General features: G+C 30.6%; 11 protein-coding genes. 4 read left to right on the top strand and 7 right to left on the bottom strand.

The annotated features are described in order from the left end of the window. The 4 genes from SVN78_04460 to SVN78_04445 form a co-directional block, all read right to left on the bottom strand. Positions 1-1,049: glycine betaine/L-proline ABC transporter ATP-binding protein (locus tag SVN78_04460; protein ID MDY6820857.1), on the bottom strand; the 1,049-nt coding region annotated here is incomplete at its 3' end. Between the two features lie 130 nt (positions 1,050-1,179). Further along, the gene (locus SVN78_04455) at positions 1,180-2,556 is read right to left on the bottom strand and encodes a M23 family metallopeptidase (protein MDY6820856.1); all 1,377 of its coding nucleotides are present in this window, start codon (positions 2,554-2,556) and stop codon (positions 1,180-1,182) included. An 84-nt stretch (positions 2,557-2,640) separates the two neighbouring features. Beyond that, positions 2,641-3,390 (bottom strand): alpha/beta hydrolase, encoded by a 750-nt coding sequence (locus tag SVN78_04450; protein ID MDY6820855.1) that lies wholly within the window; start codon positions 3,388-3,390, stop codon positions 2,641-2,643. Between the two features lie 22 nt (positions 3,391-3,412). Next, the gene (locus SVN78_04445; GenBank protein MDY6820854.1) at positions 3,413-4,915 is read right to left on the bottom strand and encodes a peptidase S10; all 1,503 of its coding nucleotides are present in this window, start codon (positions 4,913-4,915) and stop codon (positions 3,413-3,415) included. Positions 4,916-5,121: 206 nt separating this feature from the next. Here SVN78_04445 and dctP point away from each other — a divergent pair, with 206 nt between their 5' ends. The 4 genes from dctP to SVN78_04425 all read left to right on the top strand — a co-directional run bounded on the left by dctP (position 5,122) and on the right by SVN78_04425 (position 10,301). Continuing rightward, positions 5,122-6,195 carry a TRAP transporter substrate-binding protein DctP gene (dctP, locus tag SVN78_04440; GenBank protein MDY6820853.1) on the top strand — a complete coding sequence of 358 codons (1,074 nt, stop codon included), beginning with the start codon at positions 5,122-5,124 and terminating at the stop codon, positions 6,193-6,195. 6 nt (positions 6,196-6,201) lie between these two features. Next, a complete protein-coding gene (locus SVN78_04435; protein ID MDY6820852.1) occupies positions 6,202-6,741 on the top strand; it encodes a TRAP transporter small permease in 540 nt (179 codons plus the stop codon). Between the two features lie 9 nt (positions 6,742-6,750). Then, positions 6,751-8,028, top strand: a complete 1,278-nt coding sequence (locus SVN78_04430) for a TRAP transporter large permease (GenBank protein ID MDY6820851.1) — start codon at positions 6,751-6,753, stop codon at positions 8,026-8,028. Positions 8,029-8,147: 119 nt separating this feature from the next. After that, entirely contained in the window at positions 8,148-10,301 is a 2,154-nt protein-coding gene (locus SVN78_04425) for a glycoside hydrolase family 97 protein (protein ID MDY6820850.1), read from the top strand. 54 nt (positions 10,302-10,355) lie between these two features. Here the strand turns inward: SVN78_04425 and SVN78_04420 are convergent, their stop codons facing one another. The 3 genes from SVN78_04420 to SVN78_04410 all read right to left on the bottom strand — a co-directional run. Further along, positions 10,356-11,798 (bottom strand): arylsulfotransferase family protein, encoded by a 1,443-nt coding sequence (locus tag SVN78_04420; protein ID MDY6820849.1) that lies wholly within the window; start codon positions 11,796-11,798, stop codon positions 10,356-10,358. A 154-nt stretch (positions 11,799-11,952) separates the two neighbouring features. Further along, positions 11,953-13,383 (bottom strand): NapC/NirT family cytochrome c, encoded by a 1,431-nt coding sequence (locus SVN78_04415; GenBank protein MDY6820848.1) that lies wholly within the window; start codon positions 13,381-13,383, stop codon positions 11,953-11,955. Between the two features lie 63 nt (positions 13,384-13,446). After that, positions 13,447-13,918, bottom strand: a 472-nt coding sequence (locus SVN78_04410) for a sodium:solute symporter family protein (protein ID MDY6820847.1), incomplete at its 5' end; no start/stop codon positions are given.

Raw genomic sequence — 13,918 nt, 5'->3', positions numbered from 1 at the left:
TTAACTATATCTGTATCAACAATATCACTAATAATATTTTTTCCTTTATTTATGTTTTTGGCTACATCTCCCACATTAACAATACCAATTACCCTATGATCTTTATCAAGAACAAATAGAGTTGATAGATTGTTTTTTCTCATCTTGCGTAAGACTGATTTAGGGCCATCATTTTTAATATATGCAACAGCTTCAGATCTTTTCATAACAGATTCAGCAGTCAATACTTTTGTAGGATCCACATCCTCTACAAATCTCTTTACATACTCGTTTTTAGGATTCATCAATATATCATTTGGTGTACCAATCTGAACAACAAAACCATCTTTCATTAATACTATTCTATCCCCTAATTTTAGTGCTTCATCTAAATCATGACTAATAAAAAGTATAGTCTTTTTCATTTTTTGATGGAGATTTATAAGCTCATCCTGCATTTCACTTCTTATTAAAGGGTCAAGAGCACTAAAGGCCTCATCCATTAGAAGAACCTCAGGATTAAGAGCTAAAGCTCTTGCTAGGCCAACCCTTTGTTGCATACCTCCCGATAACTCTCTAGGATAACTATTTTCCCACCCTTTTAGGCCAACCATTTCAAGGGCTTGCATTGCTTTCTCCTCTCTTTCCTTTTTAGGTGCCCCTTGTATCTCTAAGCCATAGGAAACGTTTCTAAGTATTGGCCAATGTGGAAACAGTGCAAAATGCTGAAAAACCATACCAGTATATTTTTGTCTAAACTGCCTTAGTTCTTTACTGTTTAATGAAGTAACATCTATATTATCAATAAAAATTTTGCCAAAAGTAGGCTCTATTAACCTGTTGATACATCTTATTAACGTAGATTTGCCACTTCCTGACAAACCCATAACAACAACGATTTCACCTTCATATACATCAAAAGAAACATTGACAATACCAATAGTTTGTTTTGTTTTTTTAAAGATTTCTTTTTTAGATAAACCTTTATTTAAAAGCTTTAATGCCTCATCTGGATGGTTCCCAAATATTTTAGTAATATTTTGAATACTAATCTTTACTTTATCTTCCATAATTATCTATAAAAAGAATTATATAAGCTTAATTTAAATTTAGGTGTTATTTGTTAAGATTATATTAATTTTACCTTATATGTATCATAAAAAAATATATAATTAAACATTAAATTGATAATATATTTATTTATCTAAACTTAATAGATTCTTCGACATTTTTTAATTTTGTTATTATATTATTACTTATCCAGTTTTCATCCCACCATTCGATAGGGTTAATAAAGGTTTTATTTATAAACATACCATAATGGAGATGATCTCCACCAGCTAAACCAGTCATACCGGTATTTCCTATAATATCACCCTTTGAAACAATTTGATTGTTTTTAACACTTATTTTACTAAGATGGGAATACATACTGAATAATCCAAAACCATGATCTATAACAACTGTATCCCCAAATATCCCAATAGCTTTTGTCAAAACCACTTTGCCATTATTTGCTGCCTTAACAGGTGCATGTTTAAATGAGGCAATATCTACACCCATGTGCACTTCCTTATCAATTATCTTGCCTTTATATCTATAGCTTCTTTGATCTGCAAAATTAGCTGTTGTTGCACCTTTATTTCTTAGAAAAGCACCACTCCAGTACATTTTATTCTCACTTTTACCAGATAATGTAAATAATTCTTTATAGCTTTTACTTCTTAATCTATTATTAATTTCTAAATATTTTTCTATCTTTGTTTCTTTAGGATCAAAATCAACATATTTCTCAAATTCAGGTAATTTTCTTGATAAAAAGCTATCAGTAATATCTAAAACTTCATGATCAAAATGTTTACTCTTTATATAACAATCAAAACCTTTCTTGCTTATATTTCCAGCCAAATCAACTGCTTGTACGTACAATTGGTCAACTTTATGTTTATTATAATCAAGAGCAAAAAAACATAAATAGATATTATTATTTTTAAAATAACCAGAATATCCTGGAAAAAACTTATTATCTATTATTACACCACTCTTTTTTGTTTTTTCATTCAATTTATATATAACTAAAGCTGATCCACCTGGTGATATATAATGATTACTTGTCAGAACCTCAACCACAGGCGGTTCAGCATCAATTGTGATATCTTTTGATATCTTAGCTGAATTTCCTTTAAACCAACTTCTCCATGAATAATCCCTAGCTATTATAATAAGTTTTGCATCCCCATTGTAAAAGTCTAACTTTAATGGTTCTAACATAAACTCTATACTGTATTTCTTCTTATTTTTATTATAATTAAATAAACTTCCTTTAAGTCTTTTACTATATAAAACCTTGCTTTTATCATCTTGTATTAATTCAATAGATATGCTCTTCAAACCACTTTTTATATCTTTTGCTGAAATATCTAACGCCTGTGAACTACTTAAAAATGTAATATCAGGTTTAATTGCAATAACTGGTTTCTCAGCTTCCATATATTTAAAAAATACCCATATTATCAAAAAAATAAAAATAACAATAGCTAAAAACAAGACGTATTTTGCCTTAAATTTCTTTTTCAATATTTTACCCCTATTTAGTTTTTAAAGAGATTAGTAATAAAAAATAAATATATCAAGTACTAATTTTTATATATTTTTTAAAATTTAATTATCTGTTAAAAAAGATATTATGGCAGCATTAGTTTCTTTGGGTTTCTCCCACATAACATTATGCCCTGCCTCATCAATAACTACTAATCTTGAATTTTTTAGCTTATCACGTAAAAAACTGGCATATTTCAATGGTGTTAATATATCATCACTTCCAACAATTATAAGTGATGGTATCTCTAATTGATCAATTTTATCCATCATATCAAAATTATTACATGCTATAAAATCATTGTATCTTACCATAGGATCTGTTAATGAAAACTCACTTTCAGCTTCTTTTATTATATTATTATCTGTTTTATTTGAATAAGCTAGATAATTGTAGGAATAGCCTAATTTAGTATTTTCTAATATCTCCTGTGCTACCCTTAATTTAGCTCCAGTTGCAACTAATATTATTTTAGTTACAATTTCAGGAAATTTAAAAGAAAAATCTTGAACAATTGCCCCTCCCATAGAGTGTCCTGCTAGTATCACATTCTTAAAATCCATTTTATTAATGAATGAGTAAATAAAATTCGAATAACCCTCTATATTATCGCTTCCTTCTCCTTCACTTCTACCATGACCTGGCAAATCAATTGCCAATGGAAAATATTTCTCAATATTTAAATTAAGCTGATTAAACCACGTATGTGAAGTATTCCCTGCTCCATGAATAAATATTATTGGAATTTTCTCATCTGAAAAATTGCTAGCTACATAATAAGTCTTAATATTATCAACATTTATATATGGCATTATTGTTTGTTTATTATTTTAGTTAATTATTATAAAAATTCAACAAATCTCCTTTAAGCTTTTTCAAAGAGTCCAAATTTGTATACATCATATGTCCAGCCTTATAATATTTAAAGGTTATTCTATTTAATATATCTTTAGGTAACCCTAAATGAGCAACTGTATATTCAGTTGCAAAAAAAGGTGTAGCTAAATCATAATAACCATTTGCAAAAAAAGATTTTAGCACTAGATTTCTTACCATAGCAGTTCTTAACTCACCACTAAAATTTAAATATTCATTTTCAGGAAAATCCCACACAACACCACCACCTGTTACATAGGTTCTTTTTTCCTCATAGCCTAACTCCTCAGACAAATATGATTTAATAGCAGCATTAAAGGCCCCGTCGATAACCCAAGATGAAGGGTCTCCTTCAGGAAATGAAGAATTAATATTCTCAGCATAGCCTAATATCCTTGAATCATATCTACCCGTAATAAGACCATAATCTCTTAATAGTTCTTTCCTAAACTCATAATCTTTTATTCTAATGTTGCCCTTGCGAATAAAATCTTTAGATATGCCTGTAAATTCTGATAATTTTGTTATAATCTCTTCTTTCATATTTTGTTCTAAAAAAACACCTTTAAATAAAGCACCACTGTATTCATTCACCGAAAATGATCTAACTTCCTTAAGAAATGTTTCTAAAGAATCATAAGGGTTTACTATTCTGTTATGATATAGTGCTGTTGTTGCATATGTGGGTAAAAATAATATATATGGCAAATCATTACCCTCATCAAAACTAATCGTTTTATAGTCAAGCACTGTTGATATAAAAACTATGCCATTAAGATACATCCCCTCATAGTTTTGTAGATAATTAGCTACTCCCGCTGATCTCATTGTACCATATGATTCGCCTAATAAGTATTTTGGTGATTTCCACCTATTATTTTCAGTAACAAATCTCCTAATAAATTCTGATACAGAAGCTATGTCATTCATATAGCCCCAAAATTGTTTAGGATCTTCACAACCTAAAGCATGACTATAACCTGTACCTATTGGATCAATAAAAACAAGGTCACTTACATCTAACAAAGTGTATTCATTTTCTACTAATGTGTAAGGAGGGCCTGGAGCTTGATAAGTATCACCTGTTATTACTCTCTTTGGACCAATTGCCCCCATATGCAACCAGAGGGATGCTGAACCTGGACCACCATTATATGCAAATGTTATAGGTCTTGTATCTTTATTATCAATATCTGATCGCATATAGGCTATATAAAAGAAACTTCCAATAGGTTCGTCCTTTTCATTATACACAAACAATGTGCCAGTTTTGGCTTTGTAAGGAACATCTTTACCATTTATAGTTATTATATGGTCTGTTACTACTGTTCTTTCTTGTTCTTCAACATTGCAGTTATTTCCTTCATCATTATTTAAAGTTACCTGTTCTCCAATCTGAGCAAATAAAATAATAGTAGAACAAAAGAAATAAATTATTAACAGATTTAGTATTCTTATCATTTTATCCTCACATAATTATTTATATATATTATATATATATAAAATTTTTAAGTCAATTAAAATAGAATTTTACAATTAACTTGACATTACATTTTATGTATGTTACATATAAACTAATGAATGTTATAAGAAGATTCGTCCAACAAAATTCTTATAACTATTATTTGTATTGTAAAATTGCTTTTGTTAAATCAATAAATTAAATTATGAATTTTAAATATAAAAGTTATTTCTTATCTATAATTTTAATAATTCTATTTATAAACCCAACCACCACATATGGAATTAATACAAAAAGAGAGATCATTAATGCAAAATTGGCTTCAGCAGAGATTGAAGGCGACTTAATGACTGTGTGGTCACGAAAATTTGCAGCATATATGAAAAAAGAAACCAATGGATTATTCAACTTAGATGTTTATCCCTATGGAACACTGGGCTCTGAAATGAATATAAACCAACTCTGCCAATTAGGGGCAGTAGATTTTGTTTATCAAGGAGCAGCTCATCTTAGTGCCTTTGTGCCTGAGTGTGACTTTTTAAAAATTCACTATTTATTACCTAAAGAGAATACAGGTAAAATTATAAAATATTTAGTTACAAAAGGAGATTTCTATAAATTACTAACCAAGGCTTTCAAGAAAAGAAATCTATATCCATTGGCTGTGACATTTGAAGGTTGGCAGTGGATTACATCAAAAAAACCTTTAATTCACTTTGAGGATGTAAAAGGTGTAAAGGTAAGGGTTATGAACTCTAAAATGCTTATTCATCAATATAACGCCTATGGTTTTAGTCCAACTACGATGGATTATGGAGAAATTTATTCCTCTCTTCAAACAAATGTATTAGATGCTCAAATACAGCCAATGTTTGCAAACTATAGTATGAAATTCTATGAGGTATCCCCCTTTTTTACCCAGATGTGGACATCTCCTTTCTTGGGAATAATAGCGGCAAATCTTGATTTTTTTAATTCATTGCCACCTAATTTGCAGAGAAAAATAGAAGACTTTTGGGTAAGTGCTATAATTAAATCTTACGAATGGATAGTGGAGAGAAATAAAAGGGATATGAAAAAAATAAAGGAAGAAAAACCTGAAGTTAAGTTCTATAAATTTAATAATGATGACTTAAATAAAGCAAAAAAAATAATTGAAGAAAAAATAATCTCAAACCTAGATTCTTTAATCGGTAAAAATGCAGGAGAAATTTATAAAATATTAGAAAATGACATAGAGAAAGCAAAAATAACAATTAAACAAAATAAACCCTTTTAAATACATATGAAAAAAATAAATAAATATACAAGATACTTAAGCAGTAAATTACTAAGTATTAATTATTTAATAGAATCAACCCTTATATCGCTAGGTGTTATTGGGTTAGTTATAATCTTAATAGCAGATGTAATTGCAAGGGAGTTTTTTAGAAGCATTTACTATTCAGATGAAATTACAAGGTTTTTGATAATTTTAGTTACCTTCTCTGGTTTGAGCTATGCAGCTAGAAACGCAAGACATATAAGAATGGGGGCAATATCAGAATTATTACCCACTTTTATTGAAAAACCAATAATACTATTATCAACTATGATAAGTTCTTTTACTATGTTTATGTTATGCTATTATAGTATTTCATATCTAATTCATTTAAAAAGTGTTGAGCAATTAACTCCAATTTTGAGAATACCCTACTGGTATTTTATTATTGTAGCTCCAATTGGTTTTTTTATGACTGGTCTACAATATCTACTTGCTTTTATAAAAAATTTAACTCACAAGGAAACTTGGGCATCTGCCATTAAGAAAAATGAATACGACTAGGTGTGTTTAATGAAAATTTTATGGCTAAGCATGATCATTTTGCTTTTATTGGGCCTTCCCTTCGTGATAGTTATAACATTTTCACTCCTTCTTTACTTGTGGACAAATTTAGAGTCCTTTCATTTTGAAGTTATTATACAACAAATGATAAATGGTTTTACCCCTCCTTCTTTGATATGTGTTCCTATGTTTATCTTAGCAGCTAATATTATAAATGCTGGCTATTCAGCTTCAAGAGTAATAAATCTAGTAAAGACTTTTATGGGTCATCTACCAGGGGGTCTACCAATAACAACAACTGCAAGCTGTACTCTATTTGGAGCTATATCGGGTTCTACTCAAGCAACTGTTGCAGCAATTGGTGGAGTAATGAGACCTATGTTACTAAAGGCTGGTTACTCTAGCTCTTACACATTGGCGCTTATAATAAACTCTAGTGACATAGCACTACTTATCCCGCCTAGTATTGCATCTATTGTCTATGGCGTTGCAACAAACACCTCTATTAATAAACTGTTTTTAGCAGGTATAGGTCCTGGTATACTAATATTCATATTATTCTCAATCTATAATTTTTTAGATTCGAAAATTAAAGGTGTTGGACAATTGCCAAAGGCTTCTTGGCAAGAACGTTTAAATGCACTAAAAGAAGCTACCTTTGTAATGTTTTTCCCTATCATTATTATTGGTGGGATATTTTGTGGAATATTTAGCCCTACAGAAGCCTCCGCTGCTGCAGTTGGTTATGCATTAATTTTAGAAGGTATAATATATAAAACATTAAAACCAAAAAAACTTCTAAATATATTTCTAGAAACAGGGGTAATCACTGCTGTGGTCTTTATTCTTGTCGGTGCTGGTCAAGCGCTAACTTGGGTATTAAGTTATATGCGTATTCCTCAGGAAGTGATGCCTGCAATAATGGGTACTGATCCATCCCAGCTAAAAATAATTATAACAATTATTGTAACCTATTTTGTTGCTTGTATGTTTGTTGACCCAATAGTGGCAATTTATATACTTTCCCCCATATTTAATCCATATATAATAAGTTCAGGTATTGATCCAGTATTTATAGGTATTTTAGTAGTACTACAGGCTGCTATTGGCTCTGCTAGTCCACCTTTTGGGTGTGATATTTTTACAGCTCAATTAATATTTAGAAGACCTTATTTAGAAGTAATAAGAAAAACTTATCCCTTTATGATTCTTTTAATTATCTCTACTATATTATTAATTTTATTCCCAGCTATTGCTACATTTATACCTAATATAGCTTTAGGTTAAAATAATATAATTATTCAATAACTTTAGTTCTATATACTGATTTATATATTTATTTTATGTTGACACTATATTAAAAATAAATTAGTATTTTATAACAAGTTTATAAACAGGAGAAATAAATGTTTGGAAGGATTTATATTATAGTTAAATTATTTTTTACCCCTTTATTATTATTTGCCCTTTTTAATTGCAGCGCATTAGCCGCGTTTAAATTAGTTGAGAGCGTATATTCACCAAATAGAGATGTTAAAATAAACTTTCTATTATCTGAAAATGGTGAAATTGCCTACAATGTATTATTTAAAAATAAAAAAATTATAGATACCTCATCATTGGGTTTTACATTGAAAAACATGCCACCCATAAAAGATAATTTCGATGTAATTGGTACTAAAAAATCTATATATAATAATAAATGGGAGATGCCCTTTGGTGAAAACCATTTTATAAAAAATAATTATAGAAAACTAACAATTTTACTAAGAGAAAACACAGATTTAAAAAGGCAATTAAGTATAGTTTTTAGAGTATATAATGATGGTATAGGATTTAAATATTATTTTCCAGAACAGGAAAACTTGAAAAATGTTTATATACTTGAAGAAAATACTCAGTTTAACCTAACTGATGATCACGAAGTATGGTGGATACCAGGGGATTGGGATTCTTATGAACATTTATATAATCATACAAAATTTTCAGAAATTGATGCAATAAGTAAAAGAGATAATCCCGATATTGCTGCCTCGTATATCCCAATAAATGCAGTTTCAACTCCTGTTACAATGAAAACAAATGATAAATTATATTTAGCCTTTCATGAGGCGGCTTTGGTAGATTATTCCTCAATGACTTTACAAATAGACAAAGATAACCTTTCAATGAATAGTGCACTAGTTGGAACAGATAGAAAAGATTACAAAGTAGAAAAGACGACTCCCTTCTATACACCTTGGAGAGTTGTACAAATTGGTGAAAAAGCAGGAGATTTAATTGAATCAAATATAATACTAAATCTAAATGAACCTAACAAGCTAGGTGATGTATCATGGATTAAACCAATGAGATATGTAGGTATATGGTGGGAGATGCATTTGGGAATCTCAACGTGGGACTACGCTGGCACGCAAGATATGGATACATTTATGTCAACAAACCCTGAGCCCACAGGAAAACATGGTGCAACAACAGAAAACGCTAAAAAATATATAGATTTTGCCTCAAAGAACAATATTAAAGGCTTACTTGTAGAAGGATGGAATATTGGTTGGGAATATTGGAGAAACGAAGAGGATAGAGAACATGCCTTTGATTTTGTAACGCCTTATCCAGATTATGATTTGGAAGAAGTTGTAAATTATGGTAAATCAAAGGGTGTAGATTTAATAATGCATCATGAGACCTCCGCTTCAGTTGAAAATTATGAAGAGCATCAAGATGAGGCTTATAGTCTTATGGAATCACTAAATTTACATGCTGTTAAAACGGGTTATGTTGGCTCTATTATTCCTAGGGGTGAATATCACCACGGTCAATATATGGTTAACCATTATTTAAATACTGCCAAAAAAGCAGCGCAATATAAAATAGCTTTAGATGTTCATGAACCTATAAAACCCACAGGCTTAAGAAGAACCTATCCAAATTTATTATCTGCTGAAGGGGCTAGAGGTCAAGAATTTAATGCATGGGCAACTGACGGTGGAAATCCATCTAATCATAACCCTACCCTTGCTTTTACTAGACTATTAGCAGGTCCAATGGATTTTACACCCGGCATATTTGATATAAAATTAACCAAAAAAATTGACAACCCTTATAACGATAGAGTCCATACTACATTAGCTCAGCAATTAGCTTTATATGTTGTTATTTATAGCCCAGTTCAAATGGCTGCAGATTTAGTAGAAAATTATGATAATCATCCTGCATTACAATTTATTAGAGATGTCCCTGTTAATTGGGAGATAACAAAAGTTTTAAACGGTGAGGTTGGTAAATATGTAACAATAGCAAGAAAAGAGAGAAATTCAGATAACTGGTTTATTGGAAGCATCACAAATGAAAAAGCAAGAGATTTTGATATACCCCTTGATTTTTTAGATAGGTTTAAAAATTATACTGCTACAATTTATGAAGATGGAGAAAACGCTCACTGGGATGATAATCCTACTTCTTACAATATTAGAACGATTAAAGTAGATAGGTCCTCTAACATACACCTCCACCTTGCTCCAGGAGGCGGAGCTGCAATAAGTATTTTTAGAAATTAATTATTATAAAGCCAAGGGCTACAATTTTTATTTATTGTAGCCCTTTCATATGATCTACCAACAAGGATTTGTTGAATTTTTATAATAGTCAATAAGAGGTTTACCATTGTCATCCTTTAACATATTTCCATTTTCATCTTTTAACCACTTTGGAGGAACACGATAAGCACGATACACAGCATTAAAACTCAAGCCCACATAAGGTGATATATATTCCCATACTACCTCGCCATCTTTTGTAACCTCAATAATTCTTCCTGTTGCTCCCTCATCAATTAAAGTATTTCCATTGGGTAGTCTTTGGGCAGAGCTTATATAAACGCTAAAAAATCGATGGAATTCCCCAGATAGTGGTATAGTCAGTGCAAATCTATCTATATATTCCCACTTAATTTCATATGTTATAGGATCAAATTCAATAACCCTTGAGAAAAATCTCAAATCGCTTGGAAAGATATTTGGCAAGGCTTCTATATCTAAAAATGAACCAAAGCCTGCTGCCCCACCGTTATCAAAAACCAAAATGTTTCCTGCACCATCAAGCCCCTTTTGTATCATATGTGGATGGTGTTGCCCTATAATTTTACCCAATTTGCTATAAGGTTCGTTTTCATACTCTGGACCAATCTGCCATACAATTTTACCAGTATCTCTATCTATTATCGCAACAATATTTGTATTCCTAGATGAAATCATTATATTTTCAGGGTTAAACCTCTCATCTCCTTGATCATACCATTTATTTTCACCTAATAAGCTAATGCTATTCATATGAAACCAGTCGTAGGCCTCATAATTTCTTGCAGACCTTCTCATTGCCTCTATAGCATCCTCGTCAAAGCCAAGTTCATCAAAATGATCTGTTGTCCTCCAGAAAAAACCACCTTCTTCAGGAGGCACTAAATTTCCATTCTCATCGACCTCATATATTACATCATCGATTAGTTTTCTATCTGTAACAAGTGGAAAGTCAACATATTCATGAGCTAGTACCAATGTACTGCCCTCCAAGGGTTTTGGATTTACGTATGGAGAATAATATCCTGTTGGAAATCCTTCTCTTTCATAGTCATGGTGTTGCCTTGAATACCAAACCCCATTCTCATCTTGCCACCATCTATCAAAGGACCAGAGAACATTTCCATTCCAATCAACTTCTAAAATTGTTTTAGAGTCCATAATATCTATTCCTTCGTAGCCATCTCTACCTATTAGATATCCACCTGGCAGCATTTTGGCTGGAAATGCATATATTCCAAAGGTTTTAACTACTTTACCATCCATATCGATCAGCCTAATTTTTTGATTTTCCATTGCAAGCATTGGTATAGGTGTTAAAAGTGTATAACCTTTACATGTTTTATCTTCATCATACTTTTGAAGTCCCGATATTGGCCTTGGCAATTGAACTGGTGGTAATTGAACTTGTGAAATTGTGCTTTTCAATGAACTAAATATCAAAAAAATTGATATTAAGAAAATTATTTTTTTCTGCATTTTATATCCCTAATTAAATATTTTAATAAATTAACATTATTTTATTGTTAAACAAGATACAATCTTTATGATGTGAAGAAGTTCCTGATAAAACGCAAAATATGTTTCATAGAATAGATTAGTAACTGTTACCAAACTATTCAACGCTTGTACATTATTTATTTAAAGTTTGTAATATTTCAGGCTTTTCTTCTTCTAAGGCCAAAATATTGTGGCATGTGTCACAGTTTGATGAAATAACTTTTCCATTCTCTGATACATGCCTATTATCGTGACATCTATAGCAACCAGGGAATCGCGTATGACCTATATTATTTGGATATGTGCCCCATCCTACATTCATTTCTGGAAATACATTGTTTTCATAGATATTTATAATTTCATTAATTGCCTCTTCTATAGCTTCCTTCTTATTTTTATAGATACTTGGATATTTTTCTTTATAAGTTGCGTTTATTTTATCTCTAATAATATTTCTCGCATTCTTAGTGTCTTCATCAACGGATAACAATGTATTAGTTCCTACTTTTTTAATATATGGAATACTCCTATCAATTTTCTCGAACTGTAAAGCTCTGTCCATTGCTTCATCTGGAAAATAAAATATATGGGTTGGTCTATTATGACAATCTATACAGTCCATAACTCTTTTTTCAGCCTTTTCTATATCTATATTCTTCTCATCAAATTCCTTAGTTTTATAAATTGTTGTTTTCCCATCTTCTTCAACTTTAACCCAGTCTATCTCTTGCCTCTTTTCATCTAATGGTATATATGTTGTTTTTTTAGACTTATCAATATGCCAGCTGTGTATACCTTCTTCTAATATACCACCACCTATATGCATATATAAAACTGTCTTTCTCGGAGTATTTTCTTTGTCCATTGCATATTTATGTAAAACCTTTAGTCTACTTCCAGTGAAATGCTCTGGCCAATGGCATTGTTCACAAGTACCTCTAGAAGGCCTTAAATTCTCAACTGGACTAGGTACTGGTCTATCATAGGAATGAAAAATAGTATTAAACACCTGTCTTGTGCCAGAAATTTTTGATTTCACAAACCAATCTGCGCCTGGCCCAATATGGCACTCAACGCATTTAACCCTAGCATGAGGAGATCTAACATATGATTTATATTCAGGCTCCATAACAGTATGGCAGACTCTTCCACAAAAAGTAACAGTATCCATAAAATGTATACTGTGATAAATTGCAATTGCTAAAACAAAAAAAGTGGCAAATAAAATTACAATAGATAAAAAAAACTTATGTCTTGAATGTGACTCATTAAGATCTATGCTTGGATAAACTCGCCCTTTTTCTCCTGTTTGTTTTCTTTTCCGATAATCAATATAAATACCAATGACTACTATAATTGCCCCAGATATAAATAATATTGGCAGTATTAAAAAGCCCATAATGCCAATATAAGGTGTTATCTCATTCACAAGCAATCCAACAATAACAAAAAATATAATAGCAAATGCACAGAAGGTAGATAATAGTGCTCCTATTAAAGTTAGCCAATTTCTACTAAATAATGAAAAAAATAGATCAAATAACGATGAAAAAAACTTTATCACTTAAAACACCCCATTAATTTTTTATTTTATATATCAAAATATTTTAATTATTTCAATAATAAATCATATCTTAACTAAAGTTATAACAAAATATATTAAAAATGAGAAAAGAGCACCAAATATCTCAAAAGAAAATTCCGGTGGACTAATAAAATAAGCTAATAGGACAACAACAGTTGATATTATCATACTAATAATTGCAGCATACTTATCGCCCTTTTGCCAAAAAATACCCAAAATCAAAGGAATGAATATTGTAGATGTATATATAGTATATGAAAATACAAGAGCATCGATTATAGTTGGAAGCAAATAGGATAATAAGAGCGCAAGAAAACCTACCACCAATACGCTTATCTTTGACAGCATAAGTTGATTTCTAGGTTTTTTATAATAAACAGCAATTATATCTTTTACAATATGGGATGAAGCTGCTGATAAGATAGAATCAGCAGTTGACATAATAGCTGCAAGCATAACAAGTACAAATATAGTGCCAATAACCAAAGAATTGTTCTGAAAAAACAGTCCCATT

It is taken from the genome of Deferribacterota bacterium, from assembly GCA_034189185.1.
Lineage (GTDB): Bacteria > Chrysiogenota > Deferribacteres > Deferribacterales > UBA228 > UBA228.
This window is presented reverse-complemented; position numbering and strand designations above follow the sequence as displayed.